Below are 21,418 nucleotides of genomic sequence, written 5' to 3'. Positions count from 1 at the left end.
TATTACATGGATGGGACACTGTGATCCTCATTTTCCGCGGCCGGACTGGTGCATAAGGGTGGTATGGGTGTGGGCATGGCTCAGGGCCACTGCCAAGGCATCCGCGGCATCAGACTGAGGTTTCTCACCCAGTCCCAAGATCATCTGCACCATATGCTGAATCTGCGCCTTATCTGCGCGCCCCGTACCCACCACCGCCTTTTTGATAAGGGTGGGGGTATATTCAGCCACACTCAATCCCCCATGTACCGCTGCACAGATGGCTGCGCCTCTGGCCTGCCCCAGTTTGAGGGCTGAGGAGGGATTCTTGGCGACGAAGACCTGTTCGATGGCCATCACATCCGGCCTGTGTTCATGAATCAAAGCAGTTATCGAGGCGAATATCTCCCCGAGCCTGGGAGGCAGGGGTTCACCGCTCAGTTTTATTACACCGTGGGACAGATAGACCGAATGCATGCCGTCGGAGTCGATCAGGCCATAACCTGTGAGACGCGAGCCGGGATCGATGCCGATGATGCGCATTCAATCAATGGCATCCAAGATCTCATCGGAAATCTCGGCATTGGTGTAGACGTTCTGCACGTCGTCCAGGTCCTCCAGCATGTCGACCATTCGCAGCAGCTTCTCCGCATCGTTCTGATCAAGGGCTGCGTTGGTTGAGGCATTATAGGTGATTTCATCGGTATCGGGATTCAAACCGGCGGCAACCAGGGCATCCTTGACTTGGGAGAAATCCTCGGGACTTGCTATGACATCGACTGAACCATCATCGTTGCTGACCACATCCTCGGCACCCGCCTCCAGGGCCGCCTCCATCAAGGCATCCTCATCGACGCCCGGGTTGTAACTGATCATTCCCTGCTTGTTGAACAGGTAGGAGACAGAGCCATCTGTACCCAAATTACCCCCCAACTTGCTGAAAGCGTGGCGCACCTCGGAGGCGGTACGATTACGATTATCGGTCATACAGTCGACCATGACCGCCGTACCGCCCGGACCATAGCCTTCATAACGGATCTCGTCATAGTTATCTCCCTCGGCGCCTCCCGCACCCCGCTTGATGGCACGTTCAATGGTATCCTTGGGCATATTTGCACCAAGCCCTTTGTCAACAGCCAGCCGCAGACGCGGATTGGCATTGATTTCACCCCCTCCTATGCGGGCAGCCACGGTAATCTCCCGTATCAGTTTGGTCCAAATCTTTCCGCGCTTTTTGTCATTGGCGGCTTTCTTATGCTTGATATTGGCCCACTTACTGTGTCCTGCCATACAAACCTCTCAAAACTGTAAATTCAAATATCGCATTTTAGCATCCACCCGATCTCGCAGAAACAGAGGAATAATGACAGCTTAAGATTCACTGTAAAATGCCGATCTGTTGAGTACAATTCGATGGTATCAAACAGGCGTCCGTTTCAGCTTAGGGAACCGGCGCCTGTTGCCTCCGGGTGGTACGCAAAGGCAAAACTGATTTGGCAACAATTATCGTTTCAATGAGCAGTCCCCGATGACCCAGACTGTCCAAGAATGGACCCGCATGCTCTCTGCTGAGCCACTCTTTGTCATGCAAAGGACCCTGACTCAGGTCAAGGACCTGCTGCAACAATCGAGTGTCAACCATAGCAGGTTATCAGAAGTCATCTCCCGGGACCCCGGTTTCAGCCTGCATCTCATGCAGCAGCTGAACAACCTGCCGAGCCCGCCGAAAGAGCCCGTCACCAAGATATCCCTGGCCATACCCCTACTGGGTATGGATGCCATTGAACGTGCGAGTCGGACCCTGCCATCTCTCGAGGGAAAACTCAAAGGTCCACCCAGGCGCGGTTTGATCGATTGCTACAGCCGCGCTGCCCATGCCGCCATTTACGCCCGCAGCATTGCTGAGCGACGGGGGTGGCAGGAGGCCGATTCACTCTATACCGCAGCAATGCTCCACGACATTGGGGAGATGGCCTTATGGGCAATGGCACCGGATCAGATGCGGGCGATCCACACTAAAATCAGCCAAGGAGCCGCCCGCGAGAGCGTGGCGCGGGAGACACTGGGTGTCACCCTGGAAGAGCTCAGTGCGGAGTTGAGTCTAACCTGGCAGCTGCCGGAACTTATTCAAGATTCCCAGGGGGCCTCCAACAGTTACCAGCCAAAGCCTCTCTCCGTGATACTGGCCTCCGTGCTGGCCAGAGAGAGCTGTTTAGGCTGGTATCGCGGCAAATTGGCTACTGATATAGAGTTGTTGGCGGAGTTTCTTGATATATCCCATGATGATGCCACTGCCTATCTGCACCGCCTGTCATCGAAAGCGGCACGGGATCTGTGCGGGCTGCCCCTACCCTTGCCAGCCTTCTATCTCATCCCGGCGGATACGGAACCCCAGCAGACCCAGGCAGTGGATGTTACAGATCGAGCCGATGCGGCCCAGCCGAAGGTGACTCATACCTCCGAGACTCCAGCCGCTGCGAAACCGACACCACAAGCGCCCAAAGAGACCAGGCCAGAGCCCGCTCAACCCCCACCCAAGAAGCGTGCCAATCCGTTACAGGAGTTGCTCAACAACGCCTTACAACAGATGCATGAAGAGCTGGGTTTAAGCCGGGCAATGTTTGCCATGCTCAGCCCGGACAAAAGCGCCCTCAGGGCTCGGTTCGTGGTGGAGTCGGAACAGCAACTCTCCCTGAAAGGCTTCATGATGAATATGAATAAACCCAATTTATTCAAAACCTTAATGAACAAACCACAAGCAATCTCACTGCACAAAGATAATGCGGAGAAATACCTTCCGATGATTCCGCAATCCGCCTTGGAACAGATCAACAACAGCGGATTCGTCTCCATGTCGGTCTTTATCCGGGGCAAACCCGTGGGGCTCTTCTATGCCGATAACGGCATCAGTGGTCCTGGTGTGACTCGCCAGCAATACGATAATTTCAAGGTAATCTGCCAGAAAACGGTGCAATCGATCGCTCCCTGACAGGATTCGATGCCAGCCCCTGTTATCATAAGAAGCTGCTGATTGATTGCCCTGCACAAATGTCACACTTAGTGACAATCGATTTCCCAGCCCGATTGCTTTGACCAAAGTCATTGTTTCAGCCACTTCAAACGCTAGGATGTCACTTCCTATTTATATGCCCAGGGTAGAAAGTGCAACAGCAGATAAGTTATCAAATTGGCAACAACCTCTATCTCAGTATTACTGATCGCTGCACATTGGAGTGTGAGTTTTGTCCAAAGACCTACGGTGACATGAAAGTAAAAGGATATGACCTCACCTTTGATCATCGCCCTACAGCAGAAGAGATTATTGCCTCGATTGATGACCCGGCCCGTTATGACGAGGTGGTATTTTGCGGCTATGGTGAACCTACTCTGAGATTAAATCTGCTCCTCGAGGTAGCCAGATATATCAAACAGCAGGGTGGCCGGGTGCGCCTGAACACCGATGGCCTGTGCAACTTGATACACAAACATGACACCCTGCCCGATCTCGGGGAGTGCGTGGATGCACTATCGATCTCGTTGAATGCCCAGAACAAGGAGATCTATGACCTCCACTGCAGACCAAATCTGCCTGGCTCCTATGAGGCGATGCTGGAATTTCTGCGCCGGGCCCCGGAATATGTTGCCGATGTAACAGCTACAGCAATCGATGGCCTGGAGGGAGTCGACATAGCCGAATGCGAAGTGATAGCAAAATCGATGCAGGTAAATTTCCGGCGGCGTATCCTGAACGAGGTCGGTTAGCGGATCGCAATGACAACCCTGTCGGAACAAGTACCCACATTTGGACAATACCTGCTGAAACGTCATGGTGAGCGTGTGCATAAAATCGCACTCGATGCTGCATTCACCTGCCCCAACCGGGATGGCAGCAAGGGACTCGGTGGCTGCACTTTCTGCAATAACGTCTCATTCAGCCCAAACGGACGCCAACCCAGGCCCATCAAGGAACAGTTGGCATCGGGCCGGCGGGTGATCCGCAAACGCACCGGTGCGCGTAAGTATCTTGCCTATTTCCAGGCCTATACCAATACCTATGATGAAATTGAGCACCTGTCTGCCCTGTATGACGAGGCATTGGCTGATGAGGATGTCATCGGTCTCTCCATCGGCACCCGTCCAGACTGCCTGCCGGATGGGGTCATCGATCTGCTGGCGGGTTATCAGGACCAGGGCTATGAGGTGTGGCTGGAACTCGGTCTGCAATCAGCCTTCGACGAAACCCTGGCAAAGGTCAACCGGGGACACGGATTCGCCGAATATGCCGATAGCGTCTATCGCACAAGAGACCGAGGACTCAAGGTCTGCACCCACCTGATCGCCGGGCTCCCCGGGGAGACTGCATATCATGTCACAGAAACACTGCACAGGGTATTGGAGCTGGGCACGGACGGATTGAAACTCCACCCCCTGCATGTCGTCAAAGGAACCCAGCTGGCCAATGCCTGGCGTCAGGGAGAGTATCAGCCTCTCACCCTTGAGGCCTATGTCAATATTGCAGCGGACCTGGTGGAACAGACCCCCTCGAACGTGGTCTGGCACCGTCTTACCGGCACCGCTGCAGAAGCAATCCTGCTGGCCCCTCTCTGGTGTGCCAGGAAATGGCTTGTCCTGAATGCTATAACCACCGAACTGCATCGACGACGCGCAGCGTGCCGACAGGTCGCCTGAACGGGTATGAATGATTATGGAACTGGTTTGTCCTGCAGGTAACCTACCCTCGCTGAAGGCTGCCGTGGATGGTGGCGCGGACGCAGTCTACTTCGGTCTGCGCAACGATACCAATGCGCGCCATTTTCCCGGATTGAATTTCAATGAAAAACGCGCACGGGAGGGTATCGCCTATGCCAAATCCCGTGGCAAACGTGTTTTCATGGCGATCAACACCTACCCTCGGCCTGACGGCTGGGAACGCTGGCGTAAAGCAGTGGACAGCGCCGCTGGGTTGTCGGTTGATGCTCTGATCTGCGCTGACATAGGCGTACTGGACTATGCCAGCCGGCACTGGCCCGACCTCAACCTGCATCTCTCGGTGCAGGCATCGAGCACCAACTATGAGGCGCTCGCCTTCTATCACGAATCATTCGGCATCAAACGCGCAGTGTTGCCACGTGTACTGTCACTCAGCCAGGTAAAGCATGTGGTAGAAAATACCCCGGTTGAAATAGAAGTCTTCGGCTTCGGCAGCCTGTGTGTGATGGTGGAAGGACGCTGCATCCTCTCATCCTATGTCACAGGTGAATCACCCAACACCCACGGCGCCTGTTCACCGGCTCAGTTCGTTGAATACCGGGAGACGCCGAGGGGTCTGGAGTCACGCCTGGGTGGTCTATTGACTGACCGATACCAAAAGCATGAAACAGCCGGTTATCCGACGATCTGCAAGGGAAGGTTTGCAGTAGGCGACAACACCTACTACGCCATTGAGGAACCCACCTCACTGAATACCCTGGCACTGCTTCCGGAGCTGTTACATTCCGGCATCAAGGCAATCAAGATCGAGGGCCGCCAGCGTACCCCGGCGTATGTGGCTCAGGTGACCAAAGTCTGGCGTGAAGCGATAGACCACTGTTTGCAGGATCCCGACAGGTTCGAAGCAACTTCTGCTTGGAACGATATTCTCGACCGGGTCTCGGAAGGGGCGAGTACAACATTGGGCCCATACTACCGGCCTTGGCAATAAAGATGCGTATGAATCCGAAACTCTCACTCGGCCCGGTACTGTATTATTGGTCGAGGGATACACTATTTGATTTCTATGACCAAGTCGCACAAATGCCGGTGGATATCATCTATCTGGGTGAGACTGTCTGCTCCAAAAGACGCAGTCTTAGCAGCAGTGACTGGCTCGACCTGGCGAATAAATTGAGCGAACAAAGCGATAAGGAGATTGTACTCTCTTCGCTTGCCTTGATTGAGGCGGAGTCGGAACTCAAGACCCTCAGAAGACTATGTGACAACGGGCGTTTCATGATCGAGGCCAACGATATCGGTGCTGTTCAGATCATGAGTAAAAAAGGGCTCCCTTTTGTAACCGGTCCCAGCGTCAACATCTATAATGCGGCGACGCTCAATCTATTGGCATCGAAGGGACTGAAACGCTGGGTACTACCGGTAGAACTCTCAAATCGGACACTGCAACAGATCCACTCGATTCGAGCAGACGGGGTCGAAACCGAAGTCTTCTCCTATGGACGTATGCCATTGACCCTATCGGCCAGATGTTTTACCGCTCGCTCCCACAATCTTCCGAAAGATGATTGCCAATACAAATGTATCGACTATCCCGATGGTCGTTTGCTTTCCACTCAGGAGAATGAGCCCTTTCTTGCATTAAACGGCATCCAGACCGTTTCGGCAAAGACCTGCAATCTACTCACTGAGCTACCTTTACTCAAGCAGTTAGAGGTCGATGTTCTGAGGATTAGCCCGCAATCCAGATTTACTGAAAAAATTGTGGTCGCCTTCCACAACGCCATTAATCATGAAAGCCTGACTGATCTCAGTAGATATATGCCACTCGGGGCATGTAACGGATATTGGCACGGAACGAGCGGCCAAGATGAATTTAATTCCCCCGACTAAATCTCAAAATCATACCTGCAAACCGCCATCCTGAGGTTTACCCATAACTCCAAACGCTGGTGCTGGTCAGCTGACCTTGCAGGTGTATCCGGATTATCTCCCGCATAGGGATATAACGCCCACACGCGTGTGGTGTATCATAATCAATGAAGACAACAGAAGTCGGGGGACGCTACTTCGCAACCTATGCGAACTGGCTGACAAAACCTCTGAATTGCTAAGAATTTTCATACATCACAAGGTTCGCGTATGTCTCATTCTATATACCGCAAATTTCAACTGATCCCGTTTGGATTGATATTTGTCATCTTTTATAGCACCGCCAACAGTAGTGATGACAACCTGGCTTTCACTGAAAGCTATTTCTATGATGATTTACCGGTCGTACTCTCGGCGTCCAGACTTTCTCAGGCACAATCCGATACCCCGACCGCAATGACTGTCATAGACCGAAAAATGATTCAGGCCAGCGCTGCTTTGAACCTGCCAGATCTGCTCAGGTTGGTCCCCGGATTCACGGTCGGTTTTTTTTCGGGCACCAGTACTACAGTCAGCTACCATGGGCATGCGGATGAATATGCCAGAGACATGCAGGTTCTAATTGACGGAAGGTCAATATACGATCCCCTGTTTGGCGGCATCCCTTGGACTGAAATATATTTAAGCCTGGATGAAATACTGCGCATCGAGGTCATCCGCGGTCCGAATGCCGCGGCTTACGGTTCGAACTCCTATGCAGGTGTCATCAATATTGTAACCGAACACCCAGCCGATCTTCCCGGTACGATGCTATCGGTCACAACAGGATATGAAAAAACCCGATATGTGGAGGCGGCCTATTCAGACAGTGTCGGCAAATTGGATTACCGGCTTTCGACGAGTTACAAAGAGGGTGAAGGTTTCGACAATAGGGACGACTCATCACGAGCCAAGTGGCTTAAGCTGGACAGTGACTATAATATCGATATAAACAATTCGATTCGTACCACCGTAGGTGCTGCTTACGGTAATTATGATGAAGGCCTGCCTAGCCTGCTACAGACGGAACGCGAGCTCGACAATCAGTACAACTATCAGTTCATCGAGTGGAATCGAGTATTATCTGAAAAAAGCAAGGTAAGCCTGCAATTCTATCACAACTACTACTCTGTCGATGACCTGAATCACCTGCCACGCCTGTCTGATCAGATCAATTCCCTCGATGATTTGCAAGGTTTTGATGAATCGATCAGAGCAGATCTCTTCGCCGCCGCGCTATCTGGTGGCGTTTACGATTTTGATGCATTGTTAAGCGCCTTGAACCTAACCGACTCACCTATGCTTTTTTCATGGATCGGACTGAAATCCCATCGTTATGATCTGGAATTCGAGCACACCTCAGAACCAATAGACAACTTGAGAGTTGCCTGGGGAGTTGGTGCAAGACACGATCGTGGTGAAAGCTATTTTCTGCTCCAGGAGGATGAACCAATCTCAAGAGATCTTTACAGATTGTTTCTGAATGCTGAATTTTATGCTTCCCCTTCCACGGTTATCAATGCCGGAGGCATGCTTGAGAAGTTTGAGGGTAAAGACAATGTCTTCTCTCCTAGATTGGGCGTTAACTATCACTTATCACCTACGAGCACCTTCAGAATAAGCGGCTCCAGAGCCTTTCGCATGCCGACCATCTATGAGGACAATGCTCATCTCTCCGTATATCTTGGCTCACAGGATGACGAACTTAACACCTGGGTTATAAACACTGAAGAGCTCGACCCACAACAGATAGAACGCGTTGAACTTGGATATTTTGGAAACTTCACAGAGTATGGAGTCAACTTTGATTTATGCCTATTTCATGAGAAATATTCCAATATTATCGATCAATACATTCACTTTGATATTGCTGATCCTGATCGAGGCATCACGGATGAATTAGCTCTCGAAGTACTGGATCAACTGAACCGCCTATATCAACGTGGTGCGTTTACCTATACAAACTTCGGCGAAGTTGAAATTAAAGGTATCGAATTTGAGATCGACTTTCGTCCGACAAACAGAGACTTGATATATATGGGTCTCAGTTATCTGGATATTAGTGGCAACGAATTAAAAAGGATCAAGGATGGCGTTCCCAGTTTTCGTGAAAATGCCGCCGAGAAGATCCCGAAAAGAACATTCAGCCTTATTGCCAGCCACAGCTTTGACGATGGATTTTCTGCAAGTAGCGCCTACTACTTTATCGACGAAATGGAATGGCCTGGTGAAGGCGATGCCGTTCCCAACTTCAGCCGTCTTGATTTAAAGCTGAATAAACACATCACCATCCCAAGAGGCAACATCGACATTTCCTTGATTTTGCAAAACCTGCATAACGAAAACTTCGACTTTTATCATAATGATCGCATCGCTGCCCATAACGTATGGGAACGGCGCATCTATCTTCAAGGAAAAGCTTCTTTCTAGAATACTACTACCATGCGACGACTTGACGGCAATCACTTGACTGTATGTCACTCTCATAGTGACTTCACCAATGATGGTGCATCAGGACTTCGCTTCGTCCGCAGTAAAATATACCTATGTCTATTTGTACTTTTCTGCCTACTCACCCATACGGTTAACGCAATCGCAGTTGACAGTAATATACTCATCCTTCTTAGTGACAATGACGACGTCTACCTTGATGTAGCAACGACAATCGCCAATGCCACCATCAAGATGTGCAGAAATCGAGATCTTGATTGCCAGGATACAAATTTCGAGATCAGCCAAATATCTTCACTGAATTACGAACATCCTCACAATCATAAAGTAATTGTAACATTGGGAATTAAAGCCGCTGTTTATGCAAAAATGCATCTTAACAATAAGATTATCTTTTCAGCGCTCATTCCAAAAAATAGTGAAGCATTAGAAACCAGTGGCAGCATCCATCCTAATCAACACTTTTTGTTTTTAGACCAACCGTTAGTCAGAAGCATGCTTCTAATAAGCGCACTGTCCGATAGTTTCAAAAATATCGGAGTCATGATCAGTAAGCATGATGCAGTGACAAAAAATATATTGACCAAGTCTGCCTCCGAGCTAGATCTTAGTCTGAATATTGAAATGGTCGAAAGCGCTGATCAAATAGGCGCGTCCCTTAATCGACTGCTATATAATGCTGATATTCTATTGGCAGTACCAGATACAAAAATACATAACAAATCCACTGTTTCCAACATTCTGATTTCGGCCTATAGAAAGCGCACACCACTTGTTGGCTTTTCATCTGCTTACGTTAAAGCAGGCGCCTTGGCTGCCGTCTACTCCTCTCCTGAGGACATCGCCTTCCACGTCAGGGACAATATAGTCGAACTATATTTGGATGGGAGAATTGAAGATAGAGAGCAGATGGCGAAGTATTTTTCAATTTTGTTAAATACTGAAGTAGCAAGATCGTTGGATTTTCCTAATACTTCCGTATCTGAATTGGAAAGCACAATGAACAAGAAATCCATAAACGAGCATGATTAAATTAAAATCATTACGCTTTCAAGCATTGATGATTGGCTTATTACCAGCCTTTATCCTTGCCTTCATATTGACAGTCTATTTGATCAGCAGTCAGCTCGACAGATTGAATGAGTCATTTAATGAAAGAGGTGTGTCGATAGCCAACCAATCTGCTTCCATTAGCGTCTACGGCATATTCACCCGCGACAAGTCTATATTAGAGATGAGCCTGAGACCCGTATTCCTGCAAAACGACGTCTACAGTATTGAAGTATATGATGCTTCCGGCCTTCTCCTGTCCAGCATGACAAAGCAGTATAGTGAAAGTTCAAAAAATCTTGCCGAATTTTCCGCACCCGCAATATACGTAATTGAAGACATCGATATTCTCGACTACCCGGATCAGGATTTAAACAATCGAGATAACGTAAATCGCAGCATGGGAATGGTCACACTGACCCTGAGTAAAACGCGCCTCGCCAACAATAGGCTAAGAATTATTCGTAACTCGTTCTTGATGCTGGTTGGCGGTCTGATAAGTACTGCTATCTTTTCATTAGCCTTGAGTCGATCCGTCATCAGGCCTATAGACAGATTAACCCAAGCCGTCTCTCGTATGCGCGATGGCGACCTGACTGCGCGTGTACCAGAAGTATCCAAGGGTGAGATACGAAGCCTTGAAGAAGGCTTTAATGCCATGACCAGCCAGATACTTCGCTCTCACGAAACCATGCAGCAACAGATCGACCAGGCAACCTCAGAGCTCACTGAAACGATGGAAGCACTGGAAATTCAGAATGTAGAGCTGGATCTGGCAAAAAAGCGTGCATTGTCAGCGAGCAAGGCCAAATCAGAATTCCTTGCTAACATGAGTCATGAAATCCGCACCCCTATGAATGGAGTGTTGGGGTTTACCAATTTGTTACTAAAGACCAACCTGACAAGACAACAGCGCGATCTAGTCAACACCATCTCAAAATCCGCCAGCAACCTGCTGGAAATAATCAATGAGATTCTTGACTATTCAAAGCTCGAATATGGCAAACTCGAGCCTGAAACCACACCGTTTCAAGTACATGAGTGTTTTGAAGAGCCTACTGTATTACTGTCACCTTCCGCTCACGACAAAGGGCTTGAACTCATCCTTCTTGTTTACTCTGATGTTCCAAACACACTCATCGGCGATGAGACTCGTATTCGACAAATATTGGTTAATTTAATCAGCAATGCCATAAAGTTCACCCATCAGGGTGATGTCATTATTCGAGTGATGATCGATGATGAAAGTAAAACCAGATGCATGCTGAAGTTTTCGGTCACCGACACAGGTATTGGCATCGAGAAGAAAACCCAGGAAACCTTGTTCGAATCTTTCCAACAGGCGGATTCATCAACAAGCCGAGTATACGGTGGAACAGGTCTCGGTTTAAGTATTTGCAAAAAACTTGCCCAGTCGATGAACGGTGATATTGAGCTTATCAGCAGTCCTGGTAAAGGATCTAATTTTATTGTAACAATACCACTGAACAAACCTTCACTGAGCCTCACTCAACCTCACACTCCCTATATCAGTGGCAAACAGGCACTTATTTGTGATAATCATAAATTATCATTTCTTGCAATTAAACATATCTTGGAATCCTTAGACATTTCAACCTCAGTTTGCGAGTTTCCGGTTGAGCTTGACGATCATTATGATGTGATTGTCATGGGATTCGAGAACAGTGAAATAGAATCCGGATATGCCGAAAAAGAAATTCGCAGATTACGTGCCCTCTGTAATATACCTTTCCTGGTGCTACTCAGTGCCTCTGAGCGAATTATAATAGAAAAATTTCAGACAATCAGTGATGACATTTACCTATCCAAACCATTCAGCACAACCAAATTGGCTGACACACTTGACAGAATCATCTCTGGAACTCATCGTAGTTCAAAGAGCATCTCAGATCAGAGTAAAAATTTAACCGATCCCGGTCTGGATAATTACAATATCCTCGTTGTAGATGACAATGACATCAATCTCAAACTTATTAGTACAATTATGCGCAACAACGGTGCCAACGTCACGGAAGCCTGTGATGGATTAAGCGCAATCTCGCAGACATTACTCCAGGATTTTGACCTGATATTGATGGATATTCATATGCCGAAAATGAAAGGTACAAAAGCTGCTGAGGTGATTCGACATAACGAAGGCAATAACAAACACACACCAATCATTGCCTTGACCGCTGACGTTGTTCCAGCCACTCGGATTCAGATAAAAGAATCCGGTATGGACGGCTACCTGCTAAAACCCATTGACGAAAGGCAAATGTGGTCTGTAATCAAGAATATTTTTGACAAACAGACACCCCTTGGTTATTACGAATCACAACCGGGCGACGAGTATAGTGTATATAATGCAAACGATCTTCTTATCATAGATAACAAAAAAATACTCAGTATTACCGGTGGCGACCAGGCCCTGGCAAAGGAGATGTTCAATCAACTGTGTAGTGAATTACCGCAACAACTTGAGGATATCGAAAAATACATACAGGAACAGGACTGGGTTAATTTGCAGGAAATTGTGCATAAGATACGCGGTTCGACATCCTCATGCGGTGTACCAGCACTGGACTTCTCAGTGCATAGACTTGAGCAAGCCACTATATTTAAACAGTCTGAAATACTAGTTGAAAAGTTCAAATCAGTGGAGAAGGAACTCGAAAGGATGTTGAAGGCCAGGGAAACCAATGACGTCGTCTAATTCACCTGTCGGTATTTTCGACTCGGGTATTGGCGGACTCTCTGTGCTACGCCATATTCGCGATCTGATGCCAGCTGAAGACCTGATGTATGTTTCTGACAGAGCCCATCTCCCTTATGGAAACAAGGCCAGCAGCTTTATCCTCGATCGCAGTGAATACATCGTAAACTTTCTGATACAGCAAAATGTCAAGGCAATCGTCATCGCCTGTAACACTGCAACCGCAATCGCGGTTGCTCATTTACGTGACAAATTCTCTCTGCCTATTATCGGCATGGAACCTGGGGTAAAACCGGCAACCGTGAAAAGCCGTAATGGCCTGATCGGTGTTCTAGCCACTGAAGGAACACTGGTTAGCGGGAAGTTTCAGAACTTGGTTGAGCAGCATGCGAATGGTGCTGATATATTCTATTCACCTTGCCATGGTTGGGTAGAGGCGATTGAAAATAATGGGCCAAGCCACGCTAAAACAGTTGACCTGGTAGAGCAATCACTGATACCGGTGCTTGAAAAGGGTGTGGATACCCTGGTTTTGGGTTGTACCCATTACCCTTTCCTGAAGGAGATCATCGAAAATATAGCCGGGTCTTCGGTGACCATCATCGATACCGGCCAGGCTGTCGCCAATCAGTTGCAACGAAGGTTGTCAGATGAAGCGCTATTGTCATCCAACACACAACCGGGTGAAGAGCGTTATTGGTGTAGCGGTCCAGCAGAAAATACCCGGGATTTAATCGCGAAAATACAAGCTAATCACAGTATCGTCAATCAGTTACCCATACCGGATTGAGGTGATCCCAGGTGAAAGCCGGTTATGTGCGGGCAGTTAGATAGGGCAGATTCTCGTATACCCGGATAAAACGTTCGATATAGGGCCGAATATCGGCTGGTAGGGGTAATTGATCCATCTCGATTGCGGACAACACATTCTTAAGATGAACACCCAATCCAGTATCACCATCCATAATCAAGTGCCTTTGAAAAAACAGGGTATCAGGATCTTCCTTGCCACTGATCAACAACAGGTAATCATAAACTGATCCGGTAATACGAAGATCTGATTTCCCGCTACCAGCTTCTGAAATTGCGCCGTTATTCAATGTCAGGTTGTAATCAAGACCGAGATCACTCACCTTGATATCTACAACCCGCCCCTCGAGAAAATCCAATTCACCATCCACAAGTTCATTGCGAAACACTTTGTTCAGAATAGAGCTCAGGATCAGGCCATGCGCTCTTTTGGGTATCAGTCGCAATGGCAAGCCCAAAGGCCTGGGTAATTTCGGACGTTGCTTGACTGCATGCATGGTTGTGCGCCTCAAAGATTAACTTTCTGAACTCCCATTTTGGATGCTGCCAGGTAAAACACTCTTGTTTTTCCGGCTGCCCTGTTAGGGGTATCATACCAACACTCGACGAAATCTGCGAAAATGGCTGGCATGTCCGATTACCAACGATCACCTTTCCTGCCTGACAATCAGGACGCATATGCGAGATGGCGTGAAACAAAGCTCGACAAATACCCTGATTCGGTAGGACAACTGGTAGTCGAAATTCGCGACCCACGCCAGCTCTCCACATCGGAACATGACAAAATCCTTGCCTTGTGCCGGAAAACCAATATGGCGATATGGGCGGGGCTCTCCGGACATGATGCGGACAAAAGCATTATCGGGGAGCTGGGTTTGGCTTTCGGTCTCAGCCGCCTGGATCACAATATGTGCGCAGACAACGACGCCATCTCCTCGCTGACGGTGCAATCGGATGCCTTGCGTAACGGCTATATCCCCTATTCAAACCGCCCTATAGCCTGGCACACCGATGGCTATTACAACCTCCCCGAGGAGCAGATACACGGGCTGTTATTGCATTGCGTCTATCCCGCGGAACAGGGGGGTGAGAACGATCTGCTCGATCATGAAATCCTGTTCATACAGATCATGGACCGGAATCCAGACTATATTCGCGCCCTGATGCATCCTCAGGCCATGACCATTCCAGCCAATATTGTGGATGGCGAAGAGCTAAGGCCTGCTCGCACCGGCCCGGTTTTTGCCGTCTACCCGGATGGCCATTTACACATGCGATATACCGATAGGAGCCGTAGTATCGAGTGGCTGGATGACCCACTTCTGAAAGAGGCGGTCGCTTATCTGAAATCGCTACTGCACAACCCTTCACGTTGGCAATATCACGCAAAGCTGCAAGCGGGTCAGGGTCTGATCTGCAATAATGTCTTACATACCCGCAGCGGTTTCACGGATGGTGAACAGGCCCGTCTACTCTACCGCGCGCGTTACTACGACCGAATCCGTCAATAACCTGCTTACATATCGTTGTGCAGGTCTAGGATATTCTTATCTGCCGCCTCATCCTTGCTCTTGGCTCCGTCGTTGCGCAACAGTTCCAGCTGTTCCAGATAGGTTTCACTGACATCACCGGTAACATAGTCGCCATTGAATACGCTGGTATCAAAGCGATCGATGTCGGTCTTGCCCTTTTTTTGTACTGCATCGATCAGATCTTTAAGATCCTGATAGATCATGCGGTCCGCACCGATAATACTCTTCACATCTTCCACGCTTCTGTTGTGCGCCACCAACTCACTGGCAGCAGGCATATCGATACCGTAAACATTGGGGTAGATCACCGGCGGAGCGGCTGAAGCAAAATAGACCTTCTTGGCACCCGATTCCCGCGCCATTTGTACTATCTGCTGAGAAGTGGTCCCTCTGACCACGGAGTCATCCACCAGCAGTACATTCTTGCCTTTGAATTCCAGATCGATGGCATTGAGTTTCTGTCTTACGGATTTCTTGCGTACCGTCTGTCCCGGCATGATGAAGGTACGACCGATATAACGGTTTTTTATGAACCCCTCCGTGTAACGCAGTTTCAGTTCATTGGCCAGGGTCAGTGCCGCGGTTCGGCTGGTATCCGGTATCGGAATCACCACATCGATATCGTGATCCGGCCACTCCCGCATAATCTTTTTTGCCAGCTTCTTCCCCATCCTGGAACGGGCCTTATGTACGAAGACATTGTCGATGATGGAGTCGGGACGGGCAAAGTAGACAAATTCAAAGATACAGGGGGATTTTAGGGTGTGGGCAGCACACATCTGAGAATGCAGTACACCTTTCTTACTAATGAAAATCGCCTCACCCGGCTCCAGGTCACGTACCCGTTCGAACCCTATGGCATCCAGGGCAACACTCTCGGAGGCAATCATGTATTCCGTCCCCTGATCGGTCTCACGCTTGCCAAAGACAATGGGGCGGATGGCATAGGGGTCACGAAAACCCAACAACCCGACGCCCGGTATCATGGCTACCGCCGCATAGGCGCCGCGACAGCGGCGATGCACACCAGCGACCGCCTTGAAGATATCCTCAGGGGCAATCCGCAGCTTATTCTGCATCTGCAACTCATGGGCAAAGACATTAAGCAATATCTCAGAATCGGATGAGGTGTTGATATGGCGCAGGTCTTCGACAAACAGATCCCTGGTCAACTCTTTGGTATTGGTCAGATTACCGTTGTGCGCCAGGGTTATACCGTAGGGTGAATTGACATAAAACGGCTGCGCCTCCGCAGAGGATGCGCAACCGGCGGTGGGATAGCGGGCATGGCCGATTCCCATGTTGCCTTTCAGGCGCAACATGTGGCGTGTATGGAAGACATCTCTGGCGAGGCCGTTGGCCTTGCGCAGGAAGAGCTTGCCCTTTTCGCAGGTGACGATGCCGGCCGCGTCCTGCCCCCGATGCTGCAACACCAAAAGTGCATCGTAGAGTGACTGGTTTACCGGTGTCTTACCTACAATTCCCACAATACCGCACATGCTTCAATTCTCCGGATCAGTAGTGGAAGTTTGCAGCAATATCATCAGGCAGATAGCCCTGCAGCCAAAGCGCTATCTCCTTAAAATAGGGGATCAACTGTGACGCTTGCCACCAGTTGTCGTTCGGAAACGGGGTTAAACCTGCCAACAGGATGAGAACTGCCACCACCACAGCGCCCCGTGCAGCACCGAAGAAGATCCCGATTAAACGGTCAGTACCCGTTAGCCCGGTGGTATTGACCAGAACCTTCATGAAATGGTTGACCAGCGCACCAAGGATCAGCACCACTATTAAAATGATGCCGTACGCCACGCCCAGCCGGATCGACTGCACATCGATCCAGGATTCCAGCTCGACCGCCAGGGGTCTGAAAAACAACCAGGCCAGGGTAAAGGCAGCAATCCAGGTGGCGAGAGAGACGGCCTCCTGTACGAAACCGCGAATCAGACTGATTATTGCCGAGAGGGCGATGATTGCGATGATCAGTATATCGATCCAGAGCATAAATCCAGCCTGTCGAGTGATCGCTTTAAGGGGGGTTCCAGGGACATAATGGATGTGGATACCCAGGTCTAATGAATCAGCGCCTGCTGCACAAGAAATTGGTGGAGCCAGGCGGGATCGAACCGCCGACCTCAACACTGCCAGTGTTGCGCTCTCCCAGCTGAGCTATGGCCCCGGAAAGCCGCGAATATTAGGGGATTATGACACTTTTGTCCACTGCTTTTTTTCCCGCTTCTCTGGTTATTATAGAGGTTTGCGCAAGAAAGAATCTAACCGCAAATGGACGCCAATCACCGCCAATTTGCGCAGATAGTATTAGGTCTCAGCCTAGCTTTTTAAAATAGCTTTATTACGTATATTCGCGGTGATTGGTGGGGCAGGGCCCCACCCTACTCGTCCGATCAGGGTGTAGGGTGGGGCCCTGCCCCACCATAATGCGCTTGAAATCCTGAGCTGCGAAAAACAACCGTCAGGCAGCTAACAGCGATCATCTGGTTTTTGCAATCCAACGAACATTTGCCTTTATTAGCGTTCATTTGCGGACTGAATCCGACTTATCTCTTCATCCCCCAGGCTTGTCGATCTTGGCCCAGGAGTCGCGCAGGGTGATGATGCGGTTGAAGACCGGCTCCTCCCTGCTGGCCTCGCGGCTGTCGAGGATGAAATAGCCTTCCCGCTCGAACTGATACTGCTCGCCCGCCGCGGCACTCCCCAATGCCGGCTCGAAGTAGCAATCCGTCAGGGTGCGCAGGGAGTCGGGATTGAGGTTATCGGTAAAACTGCCTCCCTCCTCGACCCTGTCGGCATCGGCCGTATTGAAGAGGCGGTCATAGAGACGCACCTCGCCCTTGATGCCATGCCTCGCGGACACCCAGTGGACAACCCCCCTGACCTTGCGCCCTTCCGGGTTTTTTCCAAGGGTCTCAGGATCGTAGCTACAACGTAGCTCGATGATTTCACCCTGGTTGTTCTTCACCACCTCTTCACATTTGATGACGTAGGCATTGCGCAGGCGCACCTCCCCGCCAGTCACCAAACGCTTGTATTTCTTATTCGCCTGTTCACGAAAATCGGCCTGGTCGATATAGATCTCACCACAGAACTCGATTTCGCGTACCCCCATGGTCTCATCCTTGGGGTGATTTGGCGCCTGCAGGGTTTCGCTCTGATCCTCTGGATAGTTTTCGATCACCAGCTTCAAAGGGTGCATCACCGCCATGCGTCTGGGCGCATGGGCATCGAGATCCTCGCGGATACAGTTCTCCAGCATACCCATCTCCACCAGGCCATCCGCCTTGGTGACGCCGATACGCTGGCAGAATTCACGGATCGATGCGGCCGTGTAGCCGCGCCGCCGCATCCCCGCCAGGGTCGGCATGCGCGGGTCGTCCCAACCCTCCACGAATCCATCGTCAACCAGCTGGGTGAGCTTGCGCTTGCTGACAATGGTGTACTCGAGATTGAGCCGGGAAAACTCGATCTGTTGCGGGTGATTGGGAATCGAGATGTTATCCAGCACCCAGTCGTAGAGGGGGCGGTGATCCTCGAATTCCAGGGTGCAGAGGGAGTGGGTGATCCCCTCCAGGGCATCCGAGACCGGATGGGTATAGTCGTACATGGGATAGATACACCAGGCCTCGCCGGTCTGATGATGGATCACCCCGTGGCGGATGCGATAGAGGGTCGGGTCACGCATGTTCATATTCGGCGACGCCATATCGATCTTGGCCCGCAACACCCGCGCACCGTCTTCGAATTCGCCCGCCTTCATGCGCGCGAAGAGATCCAGATTCTCCTCCACGGAACGGCTGCGATAGGGACTCTCCTGGCCAGGCTCGGTCAGGGTACCGCGATAGGCACGCATCTGCTCCCCATCCAGATCACAGACGAAGGCCTTGTCGGCCCGGATCAGCTCTACTGCAAAGTCGTAGAGCTGTTGAAAGTAGTCGGAGGCATAGAAAAGACGGTCATCCCAATCATATCCGAGCCAGCGCACATCCGCCTGGATACTCTCCACGAACTCGATATTCTCCTTGTGGGGATTGGTATCGTCGAAACGCAGATTACACAGGCCCTGATAGTCCTCAGCGACACCGAAATTGAGTACGATCGACTTGGCATGACCGATGTGCAGATAGCCATTGGGTTCGGGGGGAAAGCGGGTATGCACCCGTCCATCGTGCTTACCCGTCTGCAGATCCTGATCGATGATCTGGCGGATAAAATTGGTCGGTGTGCTGGATTGGGGTTTACTCATGGTCTCTGCTTCTTGTCTCGGTTATGTCCATAACGCCATCAGCCCGCATTCGCTTCACGCTGATCGATATATTCAAGGGCCTTGTCGATGCGCCGCAGACTGGCCTCCTTCCCTACCAGATAGAGGGTCACATCGATCCCGGGAGATGCGGCGCGCCCCACCAGGGCCACACGCAGCGGTTGGGCCACCTTGCCCATCTTCACATCCAGTTCCGCAGCAACCAGATCCACTGCCCGATGCAGGGTCTCCCCTGTCCAATCACCCAAACTGGCCAACGCCTCTCGCATGCGCTGCAGGGGTTCCCTGGCAGCGGGTCGCAGATGTTTCTTGGCGGCCTTCTCCTCAAAGGTCTCGAAATCCCGGTAACAGAAGGCACTCATCTCGGCCATCTCGACCAGGGTGTTGGCACGCTCCTGATGGGCCTCTGCCACGGCCACCAGATCGGGACCCTGGGAGGGATCGATGTCGAGATCCCCCATATGCGGACTCAACAGGTGGGCAATACGCTTTGCACTCTCCTGCTTGATATAGTGCTGATTCAACCACAAAAGCTTGTCTGTGTTGAAGCTGGAGGCAGCCTTGTTTACCGCATCGATATCGAACAGCTCGATCATCTCATCGATACTGAAGATCTCCTGATCCCCATGGGACCAACCCAGACGCACCAGGTAGTTGAGCAGCGCCTCGGGGAGAAAACCCGCCTCCCGATACTGCATCACACTCACCGCGCCATGGCGCTTCGACAAGCGTGAGCCGTCATCGCCCAGGATCATCGGTACATGCCCGTACTTGGGCGGGGTTGCACCCAGTGCCTGCAGAATATTGACCTGCCTCGGGGTGTTGTTGAGATGGTCATCACCACGGATGACATGGCTGATCTGCATATCCAGATCATCCACCACCACGGTCAGATTGTAGGTGGGCGAACCGTCGGTGCGGCGGATGATCAGGTCATCCAACTCCTCATTGTTAAAGCTGACCCTGCCCCGAATCAGGTCATCCACCACCACGATCCCGCTATCGGGATTACGAAAACGGATCACATGGGGTTCGTCGGGACTCACCGCCTGTGCCCTGCAATGGCCGTCGTAACGGGGCTTTTGCTTATTCTTCATCGCCTCATCGCGCAGCCGGTCGAGCCGCTCACGGCTGCAGTTGCAGCGATAGGCCAGCCCCCGGGCCAGCAGATCCTCAATCACCTCATCGTAGCGGTCGAAGCGTTTGGTCTGGTAGAAGGGGCCTTCGTCATACTCCAGGCCGAGCCAGGTCATACCCTCGAGAATGGCATTCACCGATTCCATGGTGGAGCGCTCAAGGTCGGTATCCTCTATGCGCAGCACGAATTTACCCCCGTGCTTGCGGGCGTAGAGCCAGGAAAAGAGGGCGGTACGGGCACCTCCCACGTGGAGATAGCCGGTGGGGCTGGGCGCGAATCGGGTACGGACGGTCATGGTCAGGCAGATAATCCGGTTATTGCAAAACCGCGATTCTAACAGACCCGTTGCGATTCGGAAGCCGCAAATGGTCGCAAATCACCGTGAATTACCGCAAATCCATGTCGGCATTGTAGCCACTGTTTGCGTTCATTTTCGGTGATTCGCATTTATTTGGCTATCCCTTGACGGGTGTTCGTGCAGAACCCAGGTAGGCGGCTGACGGTTGTCTTTCGTAGAAGCGGCTGGGATGCCGCGCTAGCCCCATCAGCACACCCCAAGGGCACTTCCTTCGGGCGCAGGGATGTGCTGTTGGGGCGTCGGAGAAAGAGAACCGTCAGGCGCCGAGAGTAGATCAATGCACTTTTTCTTGTCGAACACTAAGCAATCTGCATAGAGAATTATAAAAGCACTCGTTTGACCCACCCCGATTAGCTCTTTAGAATGCCTCTCTCGCCGTATTCGGGCGCATAGCTCAGCTGGGAGAGCGCTGCAGTCACATTGCAGAGGTCACAGGTTCGATCCCTGTTGCGCCCACCATCATTTCTTTAATAGATCCAGCAAC

The 21,418-nt window shown here is 50.7% G+C and carries 17 protein-coding genes and 2 tRNA genes; 11 read left to right on the top strand and 8 right to left on the bottom strand.

The genetic code is table 11. The features are described 5' to 3' along the window. Window positions 1-27: 27 nt before the first annotated feature. Together ruvC and R2K28_RS06655 are read right to left on the bottom strand one after the other, a co-directional pair. A complete protein-coding gene (gene ruvC / locus R2K28_RS06660) occupies window positions 28-522 on the bottom strand; it encodes a crossover junction endodeoxyribonuclease RuvC (protein ID WP_316368609.1) in 495 nt (164 codons plus the stop codon). Beyond that, window positions 523-1,269: a YebC/PmpR family DNA-binding transcriptional regulator gene (locus tag R2K28_RS06655; protein WP_116446912.1), complete on the bottom strand. Its 747-nt coding sequence runs from the start codon at window positions 1,267-1,269 to the stop codon at window positions 523-525. It lies immediately after the preceding gene. Window positions 1,270-1,507: 238 nt separating this feature from the next. Here R2K28_RS06655 and R2K28_RS06650 point away from each other — a divergent pair, with 238 nt between their 5' ends. The 9 genes from R2K28_RS06650 to murI all read left to right on the top strand — a co-directional run bounded on the left by R2K28_RS06650 (window position 1,508) and on the right by murI (window position 13,607). After that, on the top strand, window positions 1,508-2,968 hold the full coding sequence (locus R2K28_RS06650; RefSeq protein WP_316368607.1) for an HDOD domain-containing protein: 1,461 nt from the start codon (window positions 1,508-1,510) through the stop codon (window positions 2,966-2,968). 173 nt (window positions 2,969-3,141) lie between these two features. Beyond that, window positions 3,142-3,741: a TatD family nuclease-associated radical SAM protein gene (locus tag R2K28_RS06645; protein ID WP_316368606.1), complete on the top strand. Its 600-nt coding sequence runs from the start codon at window positions 3,142-3,144 to the stop codon at window positions 3,739-3,741. A 9-nt stretch (window positions 3,742-3,750) separates the two neighbouring features. Next, window positions 3,751-4,668, top strand: a complete 918-nt coding sequence (locus R2K28_RS06640) for a TIGR01212 family radical SAM protein (RefSeq protein WP_316368604.1) — start codon at window positions 3,751-3,753, stop codon at window positions 4,666-4,668. A 16-nt stretch (window positions 4,669-4,684) separates the two neighbouring features. After that, window positions 4,685-5,680: a ubiquinone anaerobic biosynthesis protein UbiU gene (ubiU, locus tag R2K28_RS06635; protein ID WP_316368603.1), complete on the top strand. Its 996-nt coding sequence runs from the start codon at window positions 4,685-4,687 to the stop codon at window positions 5,678-5,680. A 2-nt stretch (window positions 5,681-5,682) separates the two neighbouring features. Next, a complete protein-coding gene (locus tag R2K28_RS06630; RefSeq protein ID WP_316368602.1) occupies window positions 5,683-6,582 on the top strand; it encodes a U32 family peptidase in 900 nt (299 codons plus the stop codon). Between the two features lie 249 nt (window positions 6,583-6,831). Beyond that, window positions 6,832-9,030 (top strand): TonB-dependent receptor plug domain-containing protein, encoded by a 2,199-nt coding sequence (locus R2K28_RS06625; RefSeq protein ID WP_316368601.1) that lies wholly within the window; start codon window positions 6,832-6,834, stop codon window positions 9,028-9,030. Between the two features lie 12 nt (window positions 9,031-9,042). Beyond that, entirely contained in the window at window positions 9,043-10,083 is a 1,041-nt protein-coding gene (locus tag R2K28_RS06620; RefSeq protein WP_316368599.1) for an ABC transporter substrate binding protein, read from the top strand. Beyond that, a complete protein-coding gene (locus R2K28_RS06615; protein WP_316368598.1) occupies window positions 10,076-12,817 on the top strand; it encodes an ATP-binding protein in 2,742 nt (913 codons plus the stop codon). The genes R2K28_RS06620 and R2K28_RS06615 overlap by 8 nt, the downstream gene beginning before the upstream one ends. Next, window positions 12,804-13,607: a glutamate racemase gene (gene murI / locus R2K28_RS06610; protein WP_316368597.1), complete on the top strand. Its 804-nt coding sequence runs from the start codon at window positions 12,804-12,806 to the stop codon at window positions 13,605-13,607. The genes R2K28_RS06615 and murI overlap by 14 nt, the downstream gene beginning before the upstream one ends. 22 nt (window positions 13,608-13,629) lie before the next feature. On the opposite strand, the gene ubiT is transcribed toward murI, so the two are convergent. Further along, on the bottom strand, window positions 13,630-14,124 hold the full coding sequence (gene ubiT / locus R2K28_RS06605) for a ubiquinone anaerobic biosynthesis accessory factor UbiT (protein ID WP_316368595.1): 495 nt from the start codon (window positions 14,122-14,124) through the stop codon (window positions 13,630-13,632). Window positions 14,125-14,247: 123 nt separating this feature from the next. Between ubiT and R2K28_RS06600 the strand changes: the two genes are divergently transcribed. Further along, window positions 14,248-15,138: a TauD/TfdA family dioxygenase gene (locus R2K28_RS06600; protein ID WP_316368593.1), complete on the top strand. Its 891-nt coding sequence runs from the start codon at window positions 14,248-14,250 to the stop codon at window positions 15,136-15,138. Window positions 15,139-15,143: 5 nt separating this feature from the next. Here the strand turns inward: R2K28_RS06600 and purF are convergent, their stop codons facing one another. The 5 genes from purF to gltX all read right to left on the bottom strand — a co-directional run bounded on the left by purF (window position 15,144) and on the right by gltX (window position 20,871). Then, complete coding sequence (purF, locus tag R2K28_RS06595) at window positions 15,144-16,658, bottom strand: amidophosphoribosyltransferase (protein ID WP_316368591.1); 1,515 nt, start codon at window positions 16,656-16,658, stop codon at window positions 15,144-15,146. A 16-nt stretch (window positions 16,659-16,674) separates the two neighbouring features. After that, entirely contained in the window at window positions 16,675-17,163 is a 489-nt protein-coding gene (locus R2K28_RS06590) for a CvpA family protein (protein ID WP_316368589.1), read from the bottom strand. A 99-nt stretch (window positions 17,164-17,262) separates the two neighbouring features. After that, window positions 17,263-17,338: transfer RNA gene (locus R2K28_RS06585), tRNA-Ala, on the bottom strand. A 387-nt stretch (window positions 17,339-17,725) separates the two neighbouring features. Further along, window positions 17,726-19,420, bottom strand: a complete 1,695-nt coding sequence (locus R2K28_RS06580; protein WP_316368588.1) for a glutamine--tRNA ligase/YqeY domain fusion protein — start codon at window positions 19,418-19,420, stop codon at window positions 17,726-17,728. A gap of 38 nt (window positions 19,421-19,458) precedes the next feature. Further along, entirely contained in the window at window positions 19,459-20,871 is a 1,413-nt protein-coding gene (gene gltX, locus R2K28_RS06575; RefSeq protein ID WP_316368586.1) for a glutamate--tRNA ligase, read from the bottom strand. Between the two features lie 446 nt (window positions 20,872-21,317). Between gltX and R2K28_RS06570 the strand changes: the two genes are divergently transcribed. Continuing rightward, window positions 21,318-21,393 (top strand) — tRNA-Val (locus R2K28_RS06570). Window positions 21,394-21,418 lie beyond the last annotated feature (25 nt).

Source organism: Candidatus Thiodiazotropha sp. CDECU1, assembly GCF_963455295.1.
GTDB lineage: Bacteria > Pseudomonadota > Gammaproteobacteria > Chromatiales > Chromatiaceae > Thiodiazotropha.
This window is presented reverse-complemented; position numbering and strand designations above follow the sequence as displayed.

What these genes read in the sequence shown, in the direction of transcription:
- ruvC (WP_316368609.1), bottom strand. Translation starts at nt 522, where the DNA reads ATGCGCATCATCGGCATCGATCCCGGCTCGCGTCTCACAGGTTATGGC.
- R2K28_RS06655 (WP_116446912.1), bottom strand. Translation starts at nt 1,269, where the DNA reads ATGGCAGGACACAGTAAGTGGGCCAATATCAAGCATAAGAAAGCCGCC.
- R2K28_RS06650 (WP_316368607.1), top strand. Translation starts at nt 1,508, where the DNA reads ATGACCCAGACTGTCCAAGAATGGACCCGCATGCTCTCTGCTGAGCCA.
- R2K28_RS06640 (WP_316368604.1), top strand. Translation starts at nt 3,751, where the DNA reads ATGACAACCCTGTCGGAACAAGTACCCACATTTGGACAATACCTGCTG.
- ubiU (WP_316368603.1), top strand. Translation starts at nt 4,685, where the DNA reads ATGGAACTGGTTTGTCCTGCAGGTAACCTACCCTCGCTGAAGGCTGCC.
- R2K28_RS06630 (WP_316368602.1), top strand. Translation starts at nt 5,683, where the DNA reads ATGCGTATGAATCCGAAACTCTCACTCGGCCCGGTACTGTATTATTGG.
- R2K28_RS06625 (WP_316368601.1), top strand. Translation starts at nt 6,832, where the DNA reads ATGTCTCATTCTATATACCGCAAATTTCAACTGATCCCGTTTGGATTG.
- R2K28_RS06620 (WP_316368599.1), top strand. Translation starts at nt 9,043, where the DNA reads ATGCGACGACTTGACGGCAATCACTTGACTGTATGTCACTCTCATAGT.
- R2K28_RS06615 (WP_316368598.1), top strand. Translation starts at nt 10,076, where the DNA reads ATGATTAAATTAAAATCATTACGCTTTCAAGCATTGATGATTGGCTTA.
- murI (WP_316368597.1), top strand. Translation starts at nt 12,804, where the DNA reads ATGACGTCGTCTAATTCACCTGTCGGTATTTTCGACTCGGGTATTGGC.
- ubiT (WP_316368595.1), bottom strand. Translation starts at nt 14,124, where the DNA reads ATGCATGCAGTCAAGCAACGTCCGAAATTACCCAGGCCTTTGGGCTTG.
- R2K28_RS06600 (WP_316368593.1), top strand. Translation starts at nt 14,248, where the DNA reads ATGGCTGGCATGTCCGATTACCAACGATCACCTTTCCTGCCTGACAAT.
- purF (WP_316368591.1), bottom strand. Translation starts at nt 16,658, where the DNA reads ATGTGCGGTATTGTGGGAATTGTAGGTAAGACACCGGTAAACCAGTCA.
- R2K28_RS06590 (WP_316368589.1), bottom strand. Translation starts at nt 17,163, where the DNA reads ATGCTCTGGATCGATATACTGATCATCGCAATCATCGCCCTCTCGGCA.
- R2K28_RS06580 (WP_316368588.1), bottom strand. Translation starts at nt 19,420, where the DNA reads ATGAGTAAACCCCAATCCAGCACACCGACCAATTTTATCCGCCAGATC.
- gltX (WP_316368586.1), bottom strand. Translation starts at nt 20,871, where the DNA reads ATGACCGTCCGTACCCGATTCGCGCCCAGCCCCACCGGCTATCTCCAC.